The 22,000-nt window shown below is 52.3% G+C and carries 15 protein-coding genes and 3 pseudogenes; 5 read left to right on the top strand and 13 right to left on the bottom strand.

Annotated elements, in window-relative coordinates:
- The first annotated feature begins 550 nt into the window (after window positions 1–550).
- Both LOY28_RS15410 and LOY28_RS15405 read left to right on the top strand, forming a co-directional pair.
- Window positions 551–1,519 carry a hypothetical protein gene (locus tag LOY28_RS15410; protein ID WP_258612070.1) on the top strand — a complete coding sequence of 323 codons (969 nt, stop codon included), beginning with the start codon at window positions 551–553 and terminating at the stop codon, window positions 1,517–1,519.
- Window positions 1,520–1,529: 10 nt separating this feature from the next.
- Complete coding sequence (locus LOY28_RS15405) at window positions 1,530–3,200, top strand: hypothetical protein (protein ID WP_258612069.1); 1,671 nt, start codon at window positions 1,530–1,532, stop codon at window positions 3,198–3,200.
- Here LOY28_RS15405 and LOY28_RS15400 read toward each other — a convergent pair.
- The 4 genes and pseudogenes from LOY28_RS15400 to LOY28_RS15385 form a co-directional block, all read right to left on the bottom strand.
- Window positions 3,165–3,573, bottom strand: a pseudogene (locus LOY28_RS15400) (transposase domain-containing protein); the annotation flags it as partial. The gene LOY28_RS15405 and the pseudogene LOY28_RS15400 sit on opposite strands and share 36 nt — an antisense overlap.
- A 144-nt stretch (window positions 3,574–3,717) precedes the next feature.
- Complete coding sequence (locus LOY28_RS15395) at window positions 3,718–5,892, bottom strand: DEAD/DEAH box helicase (protein ID WP_258614459.1); 2,175 nt, start codon at window positions 5,890–5,892, stop codon at window positions 3,718–3,720.
- A 43-nt stretch (window positions 5,893–5,935) separates the two neighbouring features.
- Entirely contained in the window at window positions 5,936–7,231 is a 1,296-nt protein-coding gene (locus LOY28_RS15390; RefSeq protein ID WP_258612068.1) for an ATP-binding protein, read from the bottom strand.
- The gene (locus tag LOY28_RS15385) at window positions 7,228–9,645 is read right to left on the bottom strand and encodes a TerB N-terminal domain-containing protein (protein WP_258612067.1); all 2,418 of its coding nucleotides are present in this window, start codon (window positions 9,643–9,645) and stop codon (window positions 7,228–7,230) included. Before LOY28_RS15385 ends, LOY28_RS15390 begins: the two co-directional genes overlap by 4 nt.
- Before the next feature lie 723 nt (window positions 9,646–10,368).
- Here LOY28_RS15385 and LOY28_RS15380 point away from each other — a divergent pair.
- Window positions 10,369–10,716 (top strand): hypothetical protein, encoded by a 348-nt coding sequence (locus LOY28_RS15380; RefSeq protein WP_028941104.1) that lies wholly within the window; start codon window positions 10,369–10,371, stop codon window positions 10,714–10,716.
- 309 nt (window positions 10,717–11,025) lie between these two features.
- On the opposite strand, the gene LOY28_RS15375 is transcribed toward LOY28_RS15380, so the two are convergent.
- The 3 genes from LOY28_RS15375 to LOY28_RS15365 are packed head-to-tail and all read right to left on the bottom strand — an operon-like array spanning window position 11,026 to window position 13,909.
- Window positions 11,026–11,772: a sulfite exporter TauE/SafE family protein gene (locus LOY28_RS15375; RefSeq protein WP_258612066.1), complete on the bottom strand. Its 747-nt coding sequence runs from the start codon at window positions 11,770–11,772 to the stop codon at window positions 11,026–11,028.
- 34 nt (window positions 11,773–11,806) lie between these two features.
- On the bottom strand, window positions 11,807–12,736 hold the full coding sequence (locus tag LOY28_RS15370; protein ID WP_258612065.1) for a LeuA family protein: 930 nt from the start codon (window positions 12,734–12,736) through the stop codon (window positions 11,807–11,809).
- A gap of 27 nt (window positions 12,737–12,763) precedes the next feature.
- Entirely contained in the window at window positions 12,764–13,909 is a 1,146-nt protein-coding gene (locus tag LOY28_RS15365) for a mandelate racemase/muconate lactonizing enzyme family protein (protein WP_258612064.1), read from the bottom strand.
- A gap of 449 nt (window positions 13,910–14,358) precedes the next feature.
- Here LOY28_RS15365 and LOY28_RS15360 point away from each other — a divergent pair.
- Window positions 14,359–15,396: pseudogene (locus tag LOY28_RS15360) on the top strand (DUF4113 domain-containing protein).
- 213 nt (window positions 15,397–15,609) lie between these two features.
- Here LOY28_RS15360 and LOY28_RS15355 read toward each other — a convergent pair.
- Window positions 15,610–16,617: a PIN domain-containing protein gene (locus tag LOY28_RS15355; RefSeq protein WP_258612063.1), complete on the bottom strand. Its 1,008-nt coding sequence runs from the start codon at window positions 16,615–16,617 to the stop codon at window positions 15,610–15,612.
- Window positions 16,618–16,698: 81 nt separating this feature from the next.
- Between LOY28_RS15355 and LOY28_RS15350 the strand changes: the two genes are divergently transcribed.
- The gene (locus tag LOY28_RS15350) at window positions 16,699–17,064 is read left to right on the top strand and encodes a histone-like nucleoid-structuring protein, MvaT/MvaU family (protein WP_258612062.1); all 366 of its coding nucleotides are present in this window, start codon (window positions 16,699–16,701) and stop codon (window positions 17,062–17,064) included.
- Window positions 17,065–17,141: 77 nt separating this feature from the next.
- On the opposite strand, the pseudogene ycaC reads toward LOY28_RS15350, so the two are convergent.
- The 5 genes and pseudogenes from ycaC to LOY28_RS15325 all read right to left on the bottom strand — a co-directional run.
- Window positions 17,142–17,648 (bottom strand): annotated as a pseudogene (ycaC, locus tag LOY28_RS15345) (isochorismate family cysteine hydrolase YcaC); the annotation flags it as partial.
- A 179-nt stretch (window positions 17,649–17,827) separates the two neighbouring features.
- The gene (locus LOY28_RS15340; RefSeq protein WP_258612061.1) at window positions 17,828–18,442 is read right to left on the bottom strand and encodes a transcriptional regulator; all 615 of its coding nucleotides are present in this window, start codon (window positions 18,440–18,442) and stop codon (window positions 17,828–17,830) included.
- A gap of 219 nt (window positions 18,443–18,661) precedes the next feature.
- Window positions 18,662–19,780: an aminotransferase gene (locus LOY28_RS15335; RefSeq protein ID WP_258612060.1), complete on the bottom strand. Its 1,119-nt coding sequence runs from the start codon at window positions 19,778–19,780 to the stop codon at window positions 18,662–18,664.
- Between the two features lie 86 nt (window positions 19,781–19,866).
- Window positions 19,867–20,613, bottom strand: coding sequence for an ABC transporter substrate-binding protein (locus tag LOY28_RS15330; RefSeq protein ID WP_258614458.1), 747 nt, complete (start codon window positions 20,611–20,613; stop codon window positions 19,867–19,869).
- Between the two features lie 151 nt (window positions 20,614–20,764).
- Window positions 20,765–21,904: a succinylglutamate desuccinylase/aspartoacylase family protein gene (locus LOY28_RS15325; RefSeq protein ID WP_105348943.1), complete on the bottom strand. Its 1,140-nt coding sequence runs from the start codon at window positions 21,902–21,904 to the stop codon at window positions 20,765–20,767.
- Window positions 21,905–22,000: the final 96 nt, after the last annotated feature.

Raw genomic sequence — 22,000 nt, 5'->3', positions numbered from 1 at the left:
CTCCCCGCTGGGCTGGGTCGAGAACAGGCATCCGGTGCCGCAGCACCGATCACGACTGGCGTACGCCTGCGGGCAACTTCGCGATGCGCTGCGCGACCACTTCCCATTGTTCGAAGTAGCCGCGGCCTTCCGGGTCTGCCCCTCGGTAGTGCGAAGTCCGAGTTCCCCTGGAAGCCAAACTCGAACAGCCCGTGGTTGTGCCCACCTTGCGGGATACCTTGTCGCTGCGGCACATCAAGCCAGCCTGAGTTAGGCTCAGACCTTGCCCTTGATTGCAGGTTTTATCGAATCCGTCGTGGTTCTGAAGATGCTGAATTCGATGGGCTGCCCGCTGGTGACAGTGATGCTCATGACGTTAGAGTGAGCCCTGTAGGAGGCGTTTTTCCTGATCGTGGACTTGCATTGAAGTCCACCGCTGGATTCTGTCCTAGGAGAGTCACCCACATCCAAGTCCTCGGCGCTGATGCGCGACAATAGAAGCGTATTGACATCATCTAGCTAAGCTTCCCAAAATCGGGCCTTTATTTGGCCCGCAGGGATTCGCCCCCAAATGTTCAAACGACTCCTCGACTCGGTTGCCCAGGCTGCCGATCAAGTGAAGGAAAGCGTATCCGACGCCTTCGATTCCACTAAAGAAGCTGTATCAAATGCGACCGACAGGGTTGTCGACGTTGTCTCCGATGCCTACGACGCCACTATCACCACCGTGTCCGAGACTTCGGAAAAAGCTGTGACAGTTGCATCGGATGCTTACGACGCTACTAAAGAAGCCGTCGCGAATGTAGCCGACAAGGTCGTCGATGGTGTCTGCGATGCTTACGACGCCACCCTTACAACTGTGACTGAGACTTCGGAGAAAGCCGCCACAGCTGCATCGAATGCTTTCGACGTCACCCAGAATACCGTTTCCAGCGCAGCGGACGTCGTGGCTGATGCCATCGCTGACACCTATGAGTCGACGCGGGACGCATTGAGCAGCGGCTTCGACGCATCCAAGGATTACGTAAGTAACTTTGGTCAATCCATGACTGAATTCTGGGCATCCCGCAAAAATAGGCAAGATGCAAAGGTCAAGGAAGCGGAGTCCCGGGGTGAGGCAAAGGCGAAGGCGTTTTATTTGGAGCGCGAAAATAGATTTGAGTCGGCACTTGAAAAGGCCACCTCCCGTATCAAGGACAACGACAGCTACTTCCGGATGCTCATTGCTATGCAAGCTGTGGCGCAAGCGTGTGCAGCCAGCGATGGCCAGGTTAGCCGGGACAAACAGGAACAGATCGACGAGTTGTTGCTAGGTATGGGGGCCAAATGGCTTCCTCCTCAAGTTCGTGGTGCTCTGGATGCTCAGATTGACCAGCCTCCCTCGCTGAAAGAAGCGTTCGCAATCGCTCAGGCGATCGGCGCCGAAGCTCAAGACCTGTTTCAGGAGGTCATTCGTTTTGTGATTCACCTGGATGATGAAGTCACGGATGCGGAGAGGCAATTCTTGTCCCACTGGGTTCAACTGCGCGCCAGCGCCTAAGGAGAGTGACATGACGGATCGTATTGATCGTTTCAAAGCCCGCCGCCAGCTACAGGCACAGCTACGTGACCAGCCCGTACTCGTTTCCCTCCCAACACCTGCTGACGCTTTAGCAATGCTGCAACAACCGATCGACACCCAGCGAGTCGACTTGGCATTCAGTGCCCTCACAGTAGACCTGGATACGCAGGTGAGTGACGCGCAGGTTGATGCAGCCCTACAGGATTTCACTAAAGCGTATAACGGGGAGCGCTTTGATCAATTGGTGCGGGACAGTCGCCGCGAGGTGCTCCAGGCGGTGGCAGTTCCATTTGGCTTGGGTAAGGTTCTGGCTACCTATGACAAGGTGGGTGGCAACGTAGATACCATCCACAATGCCCGCAAACAGGTTTACGCAACCGACGAGGCACGAGAGAACTACGCGAAGGTTCCCCCGATGGACAAGGCTCTTCGTAAAACTTTTGATCGCGACTCGCGCTACGTCGATAAGAACCGAGCGGACACTACCGATCAGGCAGGGGGGCGTCTGAAAGACGCCTACACAGATGAGATCTTTGCGCCGAAACAAGTAGACAAACGCAACCTTGATCATACGATTTCAGCTGCTGAGATCCACCGGGATCCTGGTCGAGATCTCGCGGGGCTTGATGCCGTCCCTTTGGCGAACAGCGATTCTAATTTGAACCCTACTAAGGAGCGTTTCAACCAATCCAAAGGCGACCAGAAGGTGGAGGATCTGGTCAAGCGCCTGCAGAAAGAAAGCCCTGCTCGGCGAGAGCGGATAGCCGAACTGCAATCCAAACCCGAATCAGAGCTGACGATCAAAGAGCGGAACGAGCTCAAGCTCAGTCTGGAGAAGCAGACCATTGCTGACAACCCAGAGCTGATCCTGGCCAAGGACAAGGCTGCTCGCGCCGAGTACGAAGCGAAGCTTCACGACGCCTATTACAAGAGTGAAAAATTCAAAAAGGACTTGTTTGATACCAGTGTGAAGGAAGGCGGTAAAATGGCCTTCCAACAAGCGTTCGGTCTAATGCTCGTCGAGTTTTTCGCGGCAAGTTTTGACGAGCTTCAGGATTTTTATCGTAACGGTGCCGCCCATGATCGCTGGTGGCCAGAGCTGCGCTCCCGAATGGAGCGTGTGGCGTCACGAGTGGGAAGCAAATGGAAGGAAGCCCTAGCGGCCGGCGGAGCAGGCTTCGTTGCGGGCGTACTATCGAACCTGATCACCGTTTTTCTGAATACCCTAATGACCACCAGCAAACGGGTCATTCGCATGTTCCGCGAAGGTTTCATGTCTCTGTTGCGTGCACTCAAAACACTCGCAATGCCGCCGAAAGGAATGACCTTTAGAGAAGGCGCTCATGAAGCTTTGAAAGTTATCTGTGCCGGCGCAGTGGTAATTGGTGGCGTTGCACTGGAGGAATTCATTGAGAAGTCCATATTGACCATCCCTGGTCTGGGACTCATCGGCCCTGTCGTTTCTGCAGTTATCATCGGAGCATTGACTGGAATCACGAGCGTCTTTGTCGTGTACATGATCGACCGGCTGGATCCTCTAGGCGTTAATCGCAACCGTGAACTGGAAGCTTTGCACAAGCATTTGGATGCGGAGTTGGGAGCGGTTATGGGTCGCAATGACAGCTTACTGCTCACGCTTGAAGCGACGCTTGAATGCTAGGTAGCGGACTCTGCTCAGTCCGGAGTCGAATACCGTGATTTGAAAGTAAACGTCCGCCGAAGTCACCTTGCGTAACTCAGGTGGGCATCCATTGGTGCGCGGTAGCCGCGTCAGCACATCTTTGAGATAGGCATACGGATCATGCCCATTCATGCGTGCCGATTCGATCAAGGTCATGATTGCAGCTGCCCGTACACCGCTGCGTAGTGACCCGGCGATCAACCAGTTCGAGCGTCCAAGTGCTATGCATTATCTTCTATGGGCACAGCGCCATCCTCGAGATATTGAGTCAGTGCCGTCCAGCGTTTGAGGTTGTCTCCAGAGCTTTAGCGATAACCGACCCTTCGGGCACAAGGTCACTCTGGGCCATCACTCAGGTATGTAGTGCGTCGATAGTGGACGCCGCTGCGCAGGACATAGTAGGTAGTGATCGCTCACGACTGGCCGAACCTGAAAGGTATATGCGTTCCAGCCTGGCCTGGTCGGTTCAGTTTCTATTCCGTACTGCCTGACCAGCTTATTTGGTCAAAGTCTGACTCTGTGCAAAAACGATAGCAGTCGAAATATCCAGCGATATAGAAGCAAACGACTTCATCAGCAATGACTCCGGCAATGCCCAATCCCATTTCTCGCGCAGCATGTTCTCCACATTCGCAAGAATCGAATCGAGATCGCCTGCATCCAATCTACCGACATCCTCCAGCGCTGCCTGGGTTCGAATGAGGCTGGCGTCAATCTCAATGGCAAGGCCTGCGTTATCGCAAGATAGGCCTACATGATTGAGCAACAGACGCAGTGCATCGTTAGCATGATCACCTAGCCAGCTGATCAGATAACACTTGCTGCCCGACTCGATGATGTAGCGTTCACCGAGGCCTAATGAGACAAATGTCTTCCGAGCCTCGTCGAGCAGATCATGGGCGCCGCGATCAATAAACTGGCAGGGCGAAGTATCTGCCAGCACTGCACGCATTTCTTCACGGACGGTGTCATGCACCATTGCACCCAAACCATCGAACTGGGGAGGAGCACCGCCGCGTGCGGCAGTAACAATAATGACCTTGGCCTGGAGATCAACGTCACGCACTTGCCATCGTCGCCCCCCAAAGATGATTCGTTGATCCTTGGTAAGCGGGCGGCTTACCGGTACTGACCCCAGGGCTTTCCCATCACACACGAGGCGAAACTCTTCATCGCTGGTGAATGCGCTGTAAAACTCATAATGGTTTATCAGACGCTCTCCAACCGTCCCGGGAAGCAACAATCCCGAACTGTCTTGAACAATGAGTTCATGCTCTCCCAATGTCCTGAGTAGCCCCACGAAGTCGGATTTTTCGACTTTGGAAAATGCCCCCTCGGCGATCAAGCTTTTCCACAAAGCTGCCGCTGATGCGCCCCCACATTGGGCGATGATGGAAAGGACTTGCTGAACCAGAGTAGAGGCGTGAACGCCTTGGGCTCTCGGGGGTTCGAACCACCCTCGAATCAGCAGGCGAACCATGGCAATGGTCTGCACCAGGCCTTGGCGCAGTTGATCGGAAAGGCTCGATCCATCTTTGAGAGGCGACTCTTTGCAGTACGCGCGCAGTACCGCATTCTCTCCTGGGCGTCTTCCTGAGCGACCTAAGCGCTGACGCAGGCTTGCCACTGAGGGAGGGGCACCAATCTGTACTACCGTTTTGATGCTCCCGATATCTATTCCCAGTTCAAGCGTCGTTGTGCAGATCGCCGATGCCGCCTGGTTGCCGGCCTTAAGAGCGTGCTCAGCCTGCTCACGCAAGTCCTTTGAAAGGTTGCCGTGATGAGGCCAGAATTCGTTGGGCATTCCGTCTTTCTCGCAGCGTCGACGCAGTTGGTCTGCGTACCATTCGACCTGCTGCCGGCTGTTCGGAAAAATCAGGTTATTACTTCCTCGTAATACCTTGTACAGATGATCAGCGATCGCGAAGTCAGGACTTGCCTTGTTCTCAGTCTCATCTTCATTTTCGTTACGATCAGAAGGCTCGACGGAAGCCCTTTTGAGCTCGCTCATTGGCGGCTGAATGTAACCGCGGACTTGCACCTGGAGTGTCTGATTGGAGTTTTTGGACTCGATCACGGTCACCGTGTCGGCGCCGGCCGGACGAAGAAACTCCGCCGCCAATTTCATATCGCCCAAGGTCGCTGATAGCCCCACTCGGGGAAGCCGACGTCCTGCTACGAGCTCGACTCGGTGCATCAAGGACTGCAACTGTTTGCCGCGCTCGCTGCCAATGAATGCATGAAGTTCGTCAATGACGATGTAGCGCAGGTTCTGGAAAACGCCGGCCAGGCTTGAGCCTCGGTTGACGAACAATGCTTCAAGGGACTCAGGTGTGATCAGTAACACACCCTCCGACGACTTCAGAAATCGATGCTTTTTGCTCGATGAGATGTCCCCGTGCCAGCCGACCACAGGAATTTCCAGTTGCTCACAGAGACGACTGAGTCTGCCCCATTGATCATTGATCAAGGCCTTGAGGGGGCTGATGTACAGCACAGAGCCGGGAGGGTCATTGTGATTGAGTAAATGGGTGAGGATGGGGAGGAACGCGGCCTCGGTTTTCCCCGCCGCCGTTGCGGCGGCGATAATGACATCCTGGTCTGCGTCCACTAGAACAGGCACTGCCCATTCTTGGGCGTCACGCAAGGACGTCCAGCCTTCAGCCCAAATCCATCGCTGAATACGGGGTTCTAGCTGGTCGAAACCTGATGACTCAGAGTGTGAAGGTGGCAAGTTCATCGTCCGCGTCGACCTTCGTGTCGTCTTCTCCGCCCAGGTCTTTAGCTACCTCGACACCTCCCAGTAACACCCTCCAATCAGCTCCCGGGTTTTGCTCCAGGATGGCCAGCAGATTGATAAAAGCAGTGATCGTGGTGCGCGGCGTGCGGAAGTAGGCTTCCCCCAAGCGCTGATTGCAGTGCGCCATAAACAGCGGGAGCGCTTCGTCAGGCAGTAGATATTTTTCAGCATCGCCGCCCGCATACACATGGCGCAGCTTCTGAAGCAGCACATAGAAGTCTTCGGGGGTGAGGCTGGTCAGGCGAATAACTGGGCCCGACAGATCCACCAGCCCTGTTTTAGCAAACGAGTTCTCGGCCAGGCGCGATTGCAGGGCTGGGTAGCTAAACAGACCTCGGCGAGTGTCCATCAAGAACTCAGGGGTGCCACCCAGGACGAATCCAAGCCCCTCAGCCGATCCCTGCAGCGAATCATTGAGGATGCGCAGGATCTGCTCGTAGTTGGCATTGCGTGCCTGCGTGTTGGCCAGCTTGTAGAGGTTGACCAGCTCGTCGAGGCAGATCATCAGGCCGCCAAAACCTGCGAGCCTGACGAATCTCGACAGCAGCTTGAGCTGATCGTAGACGGAGGCGTCATCAATGATCGTTCGCACACCCAGAGCCGCACGCGCATCGGTTTTGGTGGTGAACTCACCACGCAGCCAGCGGATGGCATCAGCCTTGAGTTGCTCATTGCCGTCCTCGAAACCTCGGCAATACGCAGCGATCACTTCAGCGAAATCGTAGCCGTTGACCATCTCGGTCAACTCAGCCAGGTGTGTACGGATGACAGTCTCACTGTCAGTACCCGCCGCCTTGGCTTCTGTTTTGGCTTGGGAGATGAATTTCTCGACGATGCCTTGCATAGCCCCACCATCAGGCTTTGTGCGTGTCGACATGTTCTTGGCCAGCTCGGAATAGAGTGAGCGTGCCTGTCCCCCAGTGGCATGCAGCCTGCGATCGGGGTTTAAGTCAGCATGCATGGTGACGAGTTTGCGCTCCATCGCAATGGCTCGTACCAGGTTGAGAAAAAACGTCTTGCCGGCGCCGTACTCGCCAATCACGACGCGAAATGCTGAGCCGCTTTCAACCAGGCGGTTAACGTCGGTGATCAGCGCATCGAGTTCGCCCACCCGGCCGACCTGAATCAAGTGTTGGCCGACACGAGGGACGACGCCGGCGCGTAGCGATTGGATGACCGCGTCGCGATCCTTGGCTCTGATAGTGGTCATAAGGCTAACTCTTCCAGAATGTCTTTATTGATTTCGATGGGATCATCACCTTCGGTGATGGGCATATCGAAGCGGTCAAAGGCCATGTCGTTGATTTGCTCCAAAGCACCATCGAGCATTAGCTCCATGTCGCTCGCAGCGGACTCAAGTTCAGATCGACTCCACTCTGGACGTGAGACCAATAGGCGTAGGAACGCAGAATGTTCCAAGTCGAGGCCCGCAACGTCAGCACTCGACGCTGAAGTCGATTCGGCATCCTCAATAAGCTGCTCAGATTCCTCAACCCGGTCATCAGTGAACACCTGAGCAAGTAGGGCGGATACCTCAGCTGTTTCTCGTTGCAATTCAGCAATTCGCTCATGATCGAGCACGAACCCTTGCTTGGCGTTAACTGGGAGGGGAACCCCAGGCTCGGACTGAGTGGTGTTGGCGGGTGGTATGACGGATGCAACTCTTGCTCCGGATGCAGCACCGTGAAGATCGCTGTAGAGCAGCTGACTGTCCAGTTGCAACGCTTTATACACTCGCTCCAGAAGCTTCACCTCCGATGGGCTGACGGTGCCATCGGCTTGTGCGAGGTGGGCTAGGAAGCTGGCAATCGCGCGCTTTGCTTCGACGGTCAAAGGGTCGAGCTTTTTCTTCAAACTTGCGAGTGTTGGAGGTTGCTGAATTTGGATTCGTAAGTGCGCCTTGAGACGTTTGCGATGGGCAACACTCAGGTGACTCCATGAGTCAATGTGCTGACCCAGCATGGTGACTTCTTCATTTGAAGTATCCCCATCGGCAGATGCTACTGCACTGGCTAGGTCAAGAGTGACCGAGGCCGCGTTATAGGCCGCCGAAGCTCGCAGTGATCCGTCCTCTGGTTGGGTCACGAACAATGCAATTTGGTCTTCGGCTTTCGGTGTTTTACTGCCTGCCAGAACGTCAGGTTCCATACCGATATGGAGTGACTCCAGCGCGCGGGCGAGTGCCAGTACTTTGTCGCGAGACAACGCCCCTGCGCTCTTGAACCGTCCAGCGAGTTCGCCAAAACTCATGGCAATCAGGTCATCACCGATCCTGTGTTGAAGATCGTCCAATTCTGCACGGGCCGGCGCTGGCCATAGCGCGACAGGAAGCTGCAAAAGCCCCTCCAGCGCCTCTGCGCTTTCAGGGTTTCGGCCCAGATAGCGGCTATAGGGCTCCAACTCGCTGGTGCAAAGCTCAACAATCAATTGCAGGTTTTTACGCGTTCCTGAAGTAGCCATAACATCAGGAAGATCCCCCAGGTTAACTGCGGGTGCCATTAACACTGCGGAGGCCGGTCGATAGCTTGCTTTAAGCTTGGTCTTGTTCTGCGCGAGGATTAGCCCGGCAGGGTGCGTACTCGTGTACTTGAGTTTGAACAATGCAGCGAAGACATCCTTACACCGAGTTACCGGGGTGCGCTTGCTGATGTTGGGGTCGGCGAGTGCCCATGCCAATGCCCAGTCGGCATCAAGTGGTCGTTTGTTGGAGGCGTGTTGCCCTAACCCTATGCGTAGTGGAAGCGGCATTTCGTAGCTGTAAGCAACGGCATCAGGAGGTGGGCCAAGGTAAAGGTTAGGATCGAGCGCTTGATTGCTCAGGTAGTCCAGAAAGCCCTCCGCGTACCCCCTGAACGATCGATTGTCCCCATAGATATCCAGCAGCCGTTGGACTTCTTTGGTGATCAGAGGAATCTCGGCCTTCACCTGCGGATCGCTTACTGCATCAACAAGTGCACGGCGCTCAAGGCCATAAAAAAATAAAAAGACGTAGCCGGTGTCTGCCAGTGGATCACGACGTCCGCCTTCTAGCCACTGCAGGTATCCGCGCCGAGCCTCTGGCGAAATGGAGTGAAAACTCGGCCAGTAGGGCATCAGCCGCTCTTCGATATCAACGTACGATTTGGCTATCCGCAGTTTGGCATTGAGCAGTGATGGTTCTTGCGCGTCGTATCGGCCCAGTGCGCTTCCTACATAGAGCATTCCACCGGGAAGTGAAAAACCAGACACAGTGACCGATTCGCCCGCCGGAACCCAGCGGGTATCGGATTTCTGCTTGCTTGCATCTGGAATTTTAAAGGAGGCGGAAGGGGGGGAGCCGAGTTGGACGGTATAAAATTCGGAGGGTTCTTCAGACCTATTGCTCGACGAAGCCTCATGCATGGAGAAGGTCACGTCTTTGCTTCGCGGCTCCCGCAGGTGCGTTGTCGCTGAAGCAGACCTTTGAATCTGTTCAAGCTGTCGTTTAGTGCGAGTGGCTAACAACCACATAATGGCGACGATGCAAGCGACGATGCCAATAGCGATCCATGCATTCTTCGGGATCGAAGCGAATGCACCAAAAGCCAGTGCAAAAATGATCAGGATGCCGGTGCCGGTCGAGTTTTTTGCCTTCTTCCTTGCCATGAGTATTTCAACCTTGAAAGGTGGGGGCTGGCGCAATGGCGGTATCCGATAAATGCATCTCTAGAACTATGGACTACCCAGCGCTACTGATCGGAAAAAATGCCCATCAACGAACCCTACAGCGCTAGCTGTCACAGTCACTCCAGTGATCGAAAGCTTAGACCATGGATGTTTTGTCTACCGGGATACGTTGTTCAAACCAGTGATAGAGAAGTTCGGTTGACCTGAGCAGCCATGAACTGGGGGGCACGTAATAGACCGGATGATTGAGGAAGCGTCCGGGTATGCCCAAGCTCCAGCCTATCGCAGCTCTGTCGTTTACACAGAGTTAGGCGGTAGAGCGGAACGTATTTTTCTTTGCTCCGATCGTGTCAACAGAAATATTTTTTCAGAAGGCCCCTTGAATTTTTTTTTGAGCGACGGATCTTTATATTTGAGAGCAACAAAAAAGCAGCGATCTCGGCGCTCCACCTGCCGCCGATCCTGCTGACGAAACGGTGTGAGTTTTTGCTTTAGCAGTGCTTCTGCTTCTGGCTTTTTTTCTGCGATTTATCCTGCTGACGCTGACGTATGGCCTGCCTTATGGGCATAGCAAAATCGCCACTTCGCGGCGTAAGCCGCTGCTTCCCCGTTTGATTTCAAACAACGAGTCATTTTTTTAAAAAATACCCGTGTCGGACAACTTTCACGTGCGCGGAGTCTCGTATGAATCGGAGAGAGCAGATGGAAGATGAGTTGGAGATTAAGATTTGGCGCACAGCTCAGCAGGCATGTGACGCGCCAGCGTTTGTGCGATTGGTTGAAGAGGCTGTCGGTAGTTTCAAGAGAGATCCTGGGTTCGATCCTAGCGTGCGGCTGCACGCGTCAGGGATTGGCACTGAGAGCGTCAGGGTGCTGCGTGACGTGATGAAACGTCGTGATATCTATGCAGGCCCATCTGCCGACTACGTCGAGCTTAGGTCTCGTCTGAGAATGCATTTGCGCAACCAATTGCAATTGCACCTCATGAAGGTTGGTCTTGCCACAGATGAAGTGAAAGCGGATCAGTTGGGTCGAGATCTAGGGCTGTGATTTCAACCAGCCAAAAGTCGGTGCATGAGCTCAAGCTTTGGAAAGCAAAGCCAACATAGGACAATTCCCTAAAAACAGTTCCATTGACGGCGGATGAGCGCGCGATTGTGGAAGGCGATTTAGAGAAGCTAGACGGCCTAATTAAAAACTTAACAACGTGCCAGCTTTGGATAACAGAACACCCTGTGAGATCGAATCTAGAAAGGGCAGGACATGAGCGTTTCTAAATGAAGGCTTGGCAAACAGGGGGAGCCCATTCACGTATTCGAGAGTACACCTTCCGATTTCGTTGGACTGCGTGATTTCTGCTTACCAGAACAGCATCCTCAATGCCAATGCGATCACGACTATATTGAAAACTGACTCCATCCATTGGTCGCCCTTCTTTAACGCAAACTTCGCGCCGGCATTTGCACCCAATAGTGTGCCAATAACCAGACACCATCCGTACTGCCAGTTAATGATGCCGCTGACGCCGAAAATTATTAGTGAGCCCACGGAGAGGACAAGCCCGCCGACTTTGCGGGTACCCACCGATTCGCTAATGGTTTTTCTGAAAAAGATAATGAATAAATACGTCGAGAGTTTGGCTTGTCCACCCAATAACCCGCCGATCATTCCTACTGGGATGAAAAGAATATAGCCAAACAGACGCCTGATCGCTGAGGGAGGTGTTTCGCCGTTACGAGGCTTTTTTATAAGCGACAGTGCGACTAGCAGCAGTGTCAGCCCGCCAATTACTTTGTGCAGCAGCGCGGGGTCTATTCGAAGAAGAAGGCTCGCTCCTCCAAGAGCCCCGGCCAGCCCAAGTACCGCAGCCGGAACGGCCAACGCATAATCGACCTTTCCCTGATTATGGAAGTGCCGCAGTCCGGCAATCATGGTGCCTACCGAAGCCAGGCGCGCTGTGGCGATCGACGACTGAGGCGGAATCCCCAGCCAGATCATCACTGGGACGGTTAAAAATACACTCCCACCCGTGTTGGTTCCGACGAATCCCGTTATTAATCCGAGGAAAATCAGACCGACGCCTGTCAACCACTCATGACCCATCATGTTGAGGTGCTCGCATAAGATTCAAGTTCGCGGTTTATTCGCTCAAGTAAGCAGGGTCTATCCAGTGATAGCAATTTTTGTTTCGGGAATTGGCGGTCACATGAAGCTTTGCGGTATGTACGAAGCTGTACTCGCCGATAATCGGGCGCCGTCGGTCAAAGGCGTCTCCCAGCTCTTTCGAAACGATGCTGCTGAGCTTTAAGACTTTCGAGGCTTTACCGCTGCAAAGTATTGAGTTGAAGTGCAGATTAGTAATCAGAAGACATGTTTCGGTGATGCCGCATCGTTCGCCGATGCCATTGACCGTGCAGGAAATAAAAGTAGCGCCTGCCTCTATGGAGGCTAAGGTATTCGCCATCGCCAAACCTCTGTCGTCATGGAAGTGCACTTCGAGATCAATGTCAGATAATGATTGCCTGATTAGTTTAATAGTGGCCTGAACCTTGAAAGGATCGCAAACCCCTAATGAATCTGCATAGCAAATTCGATCCGCACCGGCAGCTTTAGCAATTTTAAACGTCTCAATCAAATCATCAGATGGCGTCCTGGAAGCGTCCTCAATAGTGTAGCGAACTTTCAGGCCAAGTGATTTTGCATACAGCACACTTCGTTTAATTAGATCTTGTATCTGTGCTTTTGATTTTCTAATGCGATACTTCTGTGACGTTTCATTGATGCCTGCAAATATTCCTATCCAGTTTGCCCCTGTCGCCGCAACGGCATTAATGTCGTCTTGGTGAGCGCGGGAGTGTGCGAGTATGTTTTTGGCGATTTTTGATTTTACAAGAGCGGTGACTCTGTCGAACTCTTGTTTCGACGCGTACGGGTGGCCTGCTTCGATAAAGTCGATACCCGCGTCCGCGAGTGCGTAGGCTATGGTCAAGGTAGATTTGGTTGTGAGTTTAACCCCTGGGGCTTGATTTCCTTCGCGCAGCGTAGAATCGACGAGCGTTATAAAAGTCATAAAATACAATCCATTGCCTTAAAGGGGTTATACGGCTTTTGAGCGCTCGATTGATTTATAGAGTGAGGTATATGAAAGTAGTTTTTCTTCATTAACCTCTACGCCTAATCCTGGCTTATCGATGGAAAGTGTAACTTGACCATCACGAAATGAGTAGCAACTCTCGTCAATTATATCGTCTGCAAATCTCTCAGTAGGGCACCCGTATCCTGTGGTTGCTACATTTTTTAGCGTAGAAACAAAATGATGAAGGGCAGCGGTGCCAATACCAAATGGATGCATACTACCGGTGCTCACTTGCAAATCGGCGATCTCCGCCGCGGCGCATAAGCGGCGAGAGGATAATATGCCACCGGACTTGAATGGTTTCAGGCAGATTACATGCGCGGCGTTAAGATGAATTATCTCCTTGAGATCTCTGGCATTGAAAACGCTTTCATCGGCAATGATAGGGGTGCAGACATTGCGTTTGACCTCGGCCAAGCCGGCGATATCGTGGCCAGGTGTTGGTTGCTCGACAGCAAAAACGCCGTGCTGTTCTATGCGCTTTATAAACTGAATAGCGGTGGAAATGTCATAGGCACAGTTGGGGTCTACTTCCAACTCAAAGTCATCTCCTAAAGCTTGCCTGACAGATTTAAAACAGGTGTAATCGTCTTTCAATACGCCGGATCCCTTGAGTGTCAGTCGCTCGTAACCAAGCCCCTGTAATTCAAGAGCACGTTCAGTGACGACTTTCGCGCAAGCAAACGGCAGGCTGCGGCTTACCTTGTAGCTAAGTGCATGCGCTCCTCCTAACAAGTTGCAGACTGGAACTCCGTATGCTTTTCCCGCAAGATCTAGAAGTGCATGATCTATCGCGCATTTGGCAAAAAGATGGCCTTTAATTACGCTATCGAGTTTATTCATTATTATTTCAAACATGCACGGATTTTTACCGATTATTGCTGGGCATAAATAATTTTCCAATACCGCCAGCATCGTTTCGGGAGTGTCACCCTGCGCAGGATACCCTCTCGATATAATCCCCGACTCTCCCCATCCAACCAGCCCCGTATTTGTCGTCACCCTCAAGACTACATGTCGACCTTTGGCGGTTATATTGGTTGCGGTTTGATAAGGACTTTTATATGACACTTCTGTTAAAAAAACTTCAGCTTTAGCAATGAGCATGGGGTAACTTCCTGTTGGCGACCATCGATATTGGAAAGCGAGGTGAATGTACTTGGTTCACTGCGCCAGTATCAAGCCCCGAAAATAAGGCGATCCAACCATCAACATGAAGTAAGTTTCATACTGCTCCATATTGACTTTCTTGAGATTGATGATCATTTGCTATTCGCTATTGAATTCAAAGCAATTTTATTTATTACACTTTTCGCACGCGATTGGTTGTTAACAGTTTTTTTCACTTATTTATAACTTTGAACGATTTCGCGCCAGCTAGATTATCGAAATATAGTCTAAGGAAGATCTGAGGTATGTTGGTGCGTACTAAAAACTGCCCACACACGCCCACTACACTTTACTAGGGTAGTTTTCGGTCTGCGGTAACAGCTGGAACATAGTTAGGGGCGCTGGGGCAGGGGAAACAGTGGCATGAATTAAATTTTCGGTTCCCGATTGATTTTCTACTCCACATAAACGGCGATATGAGCGAGGGTGTAATGAGTGTGATCGAGTCGCTGGTGCTCAACGTTCAGGTCTACAGATGAAGCCTTTTCTGATTTAGCTGGCGTTCCAGGTGATTTTAAGGCGTTAGGACGTCGGATCCGTGCGCAGGTTTATCGGAGCACTGGTATCCCGGTCGGCGTTGGGATCTCTAGTACGAAAACTCTCAGTAAGCTCGCCAATCATGCAGCCAAAAAATGGCAATCGCAGAGCGATGGAGTCGTCGACCTTCGCGATCAAACCCAGCGCAACTGGGTGCTGAAGAAATGCTCGGTCTCGGATGTTTAGGGTGTGGGACGGAAGATGACGCTTCACCTTGAAGGCATGGGCATCAAGACCGCCTGGGATCTCTCCAAAACCGATCCCTGGATGTTACCCAAAAAAATCAGCGTGGTGATCGAGAAAACAGCGCGTGAGTTGGCCGGCACGCCATGCCTGGAGCTAGATGAACCTGATCCACCGAAACAAGAGATTTGCTGTTCCCGAATGTTGGCAAGCGCCTCACCGATATCGCACCCATCAAAGAAGCTGTGGCCACCTACATGCAACGTGCGACTGAAGAGCTCCGAGCCCAACACTCGCTGCGCAAGAAGATTCGGGTCAGCATACATCCCGAGGAGGCCAAGTACGCCAACGGTGTCCAGATGGTATTACCCTATCCAACGGACGACGTTCGTTTGATGACAAAGGCTGCGGTAGACGCGGTAGATCGAGTCTTCCGACCGGGGTTCAAGTACAGCAAGGCTGAGGTGCTCCTGGTACATCTACGCCGGAAAGGCGAGTAAACCGAAGACTTCTTTGCTATCTCTCAGCCAGAATCGACAGCAAAGGTGATGGGCGTTCTGGATGCTATCAATGGTCGGTGGGGCAGGGGGACGATGCGCCTGGCGAGTGTACCGACTAATCCGAATTGGGGGATGCGGCGGGAGATGATGAGTCAGAGCTTCACGACGCACATTGATCAGCTTTGGAAGGTTTACTGCAGGTGATTCAAGTTGTGCCATCGGCAGAGACGCTCGGGGAATCGGCATAACTGAATTATCTCGAATTATGGCTCAGCCATAATTATTGCTGAGCCATAACTTTTTTTGTGTAAAGGGCATCGGAGCATCGCGTCGTCATCAAAATTGGGGGCAATTCATGAAGCTCTCAGGAATGCTGGGATTGATAGAGGATTGAGGGGGCACAACCCCTCGTTGTCCTCAGGTGTCGAGCATGTCCCATTCCTCACCCAGTACCCACCGCAATGCGGAGAGCTTTCCGTTAAGCATGCCCCATTCGAAATTGCTCCAAGGCCCGGTATCTTCGTATTTTTCTCTGATGCGTTGAGCTGCCCCCTTAGCCATCAGTAGAATGTCCTCGTGGATAACGTTATTACCATAGAGTTCGGTTCCGGCAAGCACTATTTCCGTTTCGCCAGTATCAATGCGATACATCGTGTTCATGTGCCGGTTGTACCAAACTTTATCGAATAACTCGTCCATGGCTAACATGATCTCTTGCAGGCCACGCGTCTCATCTTCCCAAGCAAAGCTGAACTCGTAATGGAATTCCTCCAAGTCGAGCAGATCCTCCAACGCTGGGCTTGTAGAGTTGAAAAACTGAGAAGTTTTGCCATCAAAAATTTCGGCGAAATCATCGTGTGGCTTTCTGTGATCTTTACCGGAGAAATCAGTAACGTTGTGAGTTACGAACCTGAAACTTTCGAAATTTGCTGCATGCTCGATTCGGAATTCTTGGAAGGCCTCGGCCAGCACAGCGTCGGCAACGCTATTTTTCTGTTTGTGGAATGGGGCTCTCTTCTCGATTGCTCGTTCCGCAGCCTTGATCTTCACGGCATCTGAGATAGGGGGCTGGAAAGCCTGGTCAAACAGTTTCGTTACGCGGCTGACGGTGCCCTGAGTGGCTTCAGAGAGAATTGGCAGCCTGTGGTTTACATCATCAATAGTCTTTAGCGCTGCGTCTTTCTCTTCACCGCCGAACGACTCGATGATCCCTTTGACAACTCGAAACTCACTGGCAATTCGTTTGCGCGTGGCCTCAATGACCCTGTCCTTGTTCCGCTCGAATTCTGTACGTACAAGCTCTGGCACCAGGAGCTTAATGACTCCTTCTTCGACAAGATGCTCTAGGGCAGTGAGCATTGGTAATTCTGCTTTTTGGGACGAAATATCCAGCCATACGCAGGTGTCGAGCATTACTAAATGCATAAAAATCCTTTTTTGATCCCTTGGCTAGACTTGGAGTCGGGCAGCCCCCGATAATGGCCTATCAATATGAAGGAGACAACGATGTCGAAACTCGCCGAATTCCGTCAATTAGAAAAACACCTCGCTGAACAGCTTCAGGCGCTCGAAGCCCTGAAAGACGATGCTGGCCTCAAGAAAGAAATCGAATTCGAAACGAAGCTTCGCGCTTTGCTGGCCGAGTATGGTTACAGCCTCCCGAACGTGATCAACCTGCTTGATCCACAAGCCAGTCGTCGCGCTCCAGCTGCCGAACCAAAATCCGGTACTCGTAAGCCGCGCCAGGTGAAGGTCTACAAAAATCCTCACACCGGCGAAGTCGTCGAAACCAAAGGCGGCAATCACAAGACTCTGAAGGAATGGAAAGCAAAACACGGCTCTGACACTGTTGAGTCCTGGCTTAGCAAGTGATTTTGGTTTGAGTACAAAAGGGCCCTTCGAGGGCCCTTTGTTGTATGCGCTTTCGGAATTGCAAGGCCGAATTAAGCTTAGCGCGCTGCTAATGCCGAGTAGCTATTCATCAGATTGCGATAGTTCGGAATGCGCTGGGACAGCAGGTTGCCCAGGCCTTCGATGTCATTGCGCCAATCGCCCTGCAACTCGCAGGCTACCGAGAACCAATTCATCATTTGCGCACCGGCTTGCGTCATGCGGTTCCACGCCGCCTGTTGCACGGTAGTGTTGAAGGTGCCGGAAGAATCGGTGACCACGAACACTTCAAACCCTTCAGCCAGGGCCGACAGCGTCGGGAAGGTCACGCAAACGTCAGTTACCACGCCGGCAATGATCAGCTGTTTACGACCGGTCGCCTTGATCGCCTTGACGAAGTCTTCGTTGTCCCAAGCATTGATCTGGCCAGGACGGGCAATGTAAGGCGCGTCCGGAAACACTTCCTTGAGCTCCGGTACCAGTGGGCCGTTAGGGCCTTGTTCGAAGCTGGTGGTCAGGACGGTGGGCAGTTCGAAGAACTTGGCCACGTCAGCCAGGGCCACACGCGAGTTGTCGGGCATTAGCAGAGTGAGGAGGGAGCTGCGTGAAAAGTGAAGCCGACCTCAAGCAGAAAACAGAGCTCGAAACGAAGCTCCGCGATTGCTTGCCAAGTACGGTTTCAGTCGTGAAAGGGGTTCGAGGTCTTGGCCATACAGCGTACTCAGTAATCGATCTTAAAATCGAATCACACTGCTTCACGCAGGCGCTTCACGTACTTGTACACGGTAGCCCTTCCCATCGACAGAACGTTAGCGATGTAGTCTGAAGCACTTCGGCCTTCAAAAGCGCCTTCGGCGAATAGAGCTTCAACCAGCCGTTGTTTGTCATTTCGCGTCAGTCCAGGAAGTGACAGATTATGTTCTCTGAGCCAAGCGTGCAGAAAGGTATTGATGCGTTCTTGCCAGTCATCCCGAAACAATGCGTCAGGTTGTGGAAGCAACCGGCTGGGCTCGAAGAAATTGTTCAGCGCTTCACGTGCCATCTCCAGCACGGTGAAATTCATGTTGATACACAAAAGCGCCTCGGGCTCATCGTCGTCGTTTCTCAGCACGCTGGTAATGGAGCGAATTTTCTGTCCGTTCCAGTTAAGTTTCTCGTAAGGGCCCAGGTTGCTGACGATCTCGAAATCTCCCGGTAACTGATCGAGGGCTGAATCATCTCCCAGTTTTCGTTTGGAAATATTGTTGGCTATGTGGACGATGGTTTGCGTTTTTACGTCGTGAATGATGACTTCCGCATGAGGGAAATACAGCAGCGCGATGCCGTCGGCGATGGCCTTGTAATTATTAAGTTTTTTCATGCTGGAGCAGGTCGCAAGAGATTCCATTAGGTGGACAAATGTATCAGCTGCGGTGTTTGACTACGAGCCGAGGTTTTGTAGGGCTAGTAACGACCGCCTATGGGAGCGTCCAACATCATGCGAATGTTGTAATCGAGTAATGAAAATGCCGACGGCATCGCTGTCGGCATCATTCATCAGACCATGCCAGGCGGCTTGGCGAAGGCATGGAGGAGAAGATCAAAACTCCGCGAGAAATTCCGAAACCTTTTCCAGGCCTTCTTTCAGGACTGATAGGTTGTTGGCATAACCAATGCGCACATAACCTTCGATGTCCAAAGCACTGCCTGGCGTGAACATAACGCCTTTGTTTTCCAGGAGCTTGACGCACAAGTCACGGGAGGACAGGTCGACATCGATCTTCAGAAGGGCCGTGGTGCCGGATTTCGGTTTGACGAACGAGACCTTGGGCTCATTCGCGATCCACTGATCGAGGTATTCGAGGTTGGTGCGAGTAATGGATTTGTTGCGGGCAAGAATCTTGTCCTTGTTTTCCAACGCGATACACGCGAAATGATCATCTAGCATCCCGACGCTGATGGTGTTGTAGTCGCGGTGAATGGTGACCCGATGAATCAGGTCGGTTGGCGCGACGATCCAGCCCAAACGAAGACCGGCCAGCGAGAACGCCTTGGACATACTGGCGGTGCTGATACCTTTTTCGTACAGATCTGCCACCGAGACGGTGAAGCCGTCGCCGTCCTGGTCGATGCCCCGGTAGACCTCGTCACTGAGAAGGTAGGCACCGGCCGAACGAGCAATCGCCACGATCTGCTCAAGCATGGCTTGATCCATCAGAGACCCGGTCGGGTTGTTCGGGTTGTTGATGGCAATCACTTTGGTATTCGACCTGACCAGCGCACTGAGCTCTTCTAGGTCAGGCAGGAAGGCGTTCTCTTCACGTAGTTTGAGAATCGAAACGTCGGCGCCGTAACTCTCGGGAATCGAGTAGTGCTGCTGGTAAGTTGGAGCCACGGAAATAACGTGGTCACCAGGCTCAACTAGGGTTTCATACACCAAGGCGTTAGCACCTATCGCACCATGGGTGATGATCACGTTGTCCTTGCTCTGCTTCGAGTACAAAGCCGCCACGTTGTTTCGCAGGCGATCAGAGCCTTCGATGGCGCCATACGTCATCTTCAACGGCAACAGCTCATCGAGAATGCTGTCTTTTTTACCGGCCATTTCAAGTAGTTGTTCGATGGTCAAAGACTCGACGCAAGTTTCGGCCAGGTTGTATTTGCAATCGTTTTCATAGGCGTTCATCCAGATTTCAACGCCGAACTCTTTGATCTTCATGTAGGTACCTTTTGTTTTGATAGTTTGTTAGCAAACAGTTCACAACGTGAAGTAGCGAACTACCCCAGGAGTATTGATATCAGCGGTTACTTGCCATATACGTCGAAGTCGAAATATTTCGCGTTGATGGCTTGGTAGATACCCTTGGCCCTCAATGCCTTGATGGCGTCATTGAAACTTTGTACATGCGGGGCATCGCCTTTGCGTAAGGCTATGCCGATGCCGTCACCGAAGTATTTTGGATCAGTCAACTGTGGGCCAGCGAAGGCGAATCCTTGACCGGTAGGCAATTTTAGAAATGACTCGCTGAGAATGATTTGATCAGCGACAGTTCCATCCAGCCGGCCGGAATTCATATCCAGGTAGATCTCATTTTGCGAGGTATAGCGCACGATCTCCGCACCCTTGGGCGTCAGGACTTCGGTCGCAAAGCGATCATGGATACTGGAGCGCTGCACACCGATGCGCTTGCCTTTCAGGCCGGAGAGGTCTTCACCAATTTGTGTTCCACTTTTCATCGCCAGTCGAGCGGGGCTCTGATAATACTTGTCGGTAAAGTCGACAGATTTCTTGCGCTCTTCTGTGATCGACATCGACGATAGAATCGCGTCAACCTTTTTGACTTTTAGAGCGGGGATCAGGCCGTCGTATTCCTGCTCGACCCATTGGCACTTGATCTGCATTTCTGCACAGAGCGCATTGCCAATATCGTAATCGAAACCGGTGATTTCTCCGTTGGGTGACTTGGAGGCGAAGGGAGGATAAGCCGCTTCTATGCCGATTTTTAGCGGTTGGTCTGCCGCGTGGGCCATGGACATAGAGAGCGCGAGCATAAGACCGCTGAATACTGCGTGGATTTTCATTTTTAGGTGCCTCAGATTGATTGTCGGTTTTGTTGGTGAAGCCGCAAAAAGCAGCTTGCCAAGGCAGTTTAAAAATTGAGTCTTCGTAGCTTATTGATAGGTTTGGTACCTACTCTGGTTGTTAGAAAGCGTGCATCAATTGGCCTGTAATACGTCCTGGCAGCGGTTCGGTTCCCGCTGCCATACCAATGCGTTGACCCGCTCGAGCCAGCCTGATGTGATGTCGGGCAATGAGAGCGCCGTCGACTGGGCTTAGTACCGGAATACGCGAAGTTCCGAGCTGCATATCAAGTGGCAAAATTTCGGCAATAATTTCTCCGCGCTGCACGGCAGAGCCGAGCGCTTTTTTCCAGGCAATAATGCCTGTGCCGGTTGCTTCTAGATGGGCAACCCCCTCCAGTGGATAGATAGTCACCTGCTCCGGTCTGATGGGGTGTTCGGTGTCATCGTCCAAGCGAATCAAGCCTTCGGCACAGAGAAAACGCAGTAGTCCCATCGCATCTTGTTCGGCGATATCGTCTTCCACATCGGCTTGGCCGCGAAGCTCGACGGTAGCGGAGAAACCAAGGTGTTCTTTGTCCACGAACTCTTTCACATACAACGTTTTCCAGGCCTTGGCATATGCCTCGTCAAGTGGGAATCCACCGGCTTCCTCTTCGAGAAACACCGCCGTTACACCCATGCATGTGGCGAGACGTGTTGCCCGTTCCTGCTGATTGAGGTTGGCGTAAATGTGCAAAATGCTTGAGGTGTCACAGTGCAGGTCGATAAACAGATCGTGCTGTAGCGCCTCATGTAATAACAGGTACTTATTCGCGGCGACAGTTTCCGTAGGAATCGAATCGCCAAGCACAGACAGCATCAATGCCTTCATTGCTGAAGTGTCGTTATGGGCTGGTCGTGTCGTTGTCAGCACGGTCTCCAGCTTGTCGACGATATTTGGAAAGTTGCGGTTGAAATTCTCACCATTGGCGAGATTAAAGCGTCCAGTTAGTTGGCCAAAAACCTGCTGACCCATGCCAACAGGATTAGCGAATGGCCTGATCACAATTCGACCGAAAATCCGCCCTTGCTGCTCCAGCTTTTGCAGATGAACGAGAAGATGTTGAATCACAAGAAGCCCTGGGTGTTCGTCGGCATGCAACCCGGCCTGTATGTAGGCACTTCGTTGACCCAAGCTACCACCGAAGGTGTGCTTGCAGAGTTTGTGCACCACGCCCGGGGTTTGCGAAGGAAGGGTGGTTTCTACGGTTTGAGCCATGCCAGCGACACCTGTTCGTGTGATATTTGTCTATCGTGGACTTTTTGTCTCCGTAGTTCAAGTGGTCATTGGTCGTTTGAGCGATCGGAAAACGAG

It is taken from the genome of Pseudomonas sp. B21-017, assembly GCF_024749245.1.
Taxonomy (GTDB): Bacteria; Pseudomonadota; Gammaproteobacteria; order Pseudomonadales; family Pseudomonadaceae; genus Aquipseudomonas.
Note: the sequence above shows the minus strand (reverse complement) of the source record. Positions and strands in the feature narration are given on the sequence as shown.

Bases quoted from the DNA above. Each gene is read 5' to 3' on its own strand.
- LOY28_RS15410 (WP_258612070.1), top strand. From the start codon at position 551: ATGTTCAAACGACTCCTCGACTCGGTTGCCCAGGCTGCCGATCAAGTG.
- LOY28_RS15405 (WP_258612069.1), top strand. From the start codon at position 1,530: ATGACGGATCGTATTGATCGTTTCAAAGCCCGCCGCCAGCTACAGGCA.
- LOY28_RS15390 (WP_258612068.1), bottom strand. From the start codon at position 7,231: ATGACCACTATCAGAGCCAAGGATCGCGACGCGGTCATCCAATCGCTA.
- LOY28_RS15385 (WP_258612067.1), bottom strand. From the start codon at position 9,645: ATGGCAAGGAAGAAGGCAAAAAACTCGACCGGCACCGGCATCCTGATC.
- LOY28_RS15380 (WP_028941104.1), top strand. From the start codon at position 10,369: ATGGAAGATGAGTTGGAGATTAAGATTTGGCGCACAGCTCAGCAGGCA.
- LOY28_RS15375 (WP_258612066.1), bottom strand. From the start codon at position 11,772: ATGATGGGTCATGAGTGGTTGACAGGCGTCGGTCTGATTTTCCTCGGA.
- LOY28_RS15370 (WP_258612065.1), bottom strand. From the start codon at position 12,736: ATGACTTTTATAACGCTCGTCGATTCTACGCTGCGCGAAGGAAATCAA.
- LOY28_RS15365 (WP_258612064.1), bottom strand. From the start codon at position 13,909: ATGCTCATTGCTAAAGCTGAAGTTTTTTTAACAGAAGTGTCATATAAA.
- LOY28_RS15355 (WP_258612063.1), bottom strand. From the start codon at position 16,617: ATGCATTTAGTAATGCTCGACACCTGCGTATGGCTGGATATTTCGTCC.
- LOY28_RS15350 (WP_258612062.1), top strand. From the start codon at position 16,699: ATGTCGAAACTCGCCGAATTCCGTCAATTAGAAAAACACCTCGCTGAA.
- LOY28_RS15340 (WP_258612061.1), bottom strand. From the start codon at position 18,442: ATGAAAAAACTTAATAATTACAAGGCCATCGCCGACGGCATCGCGCTG.
- LOY28_RS15335 (WP_258612060.1), bottom strand. From the start codon at position 19,780: ATGAAGATCAAAGAGTTCGGCGTTGAAATCTGGATGAACGCCTATGAA.
- LOY28_RS15330 (WP_258614458.1), bottom strand. From the start codon at position 20,613: ATGCTCGCGCTCTCTATGTCCATGGCCCACGCGGCAGACCAACCGCTA.
- LOY28_RS15325 (WP_105348943.1), bottom strand. From the start codon at position 21,904: ATGGCTCAAACCGTAGAAACCACCCTTCCTTCGCAAACCCCGGGCGTG.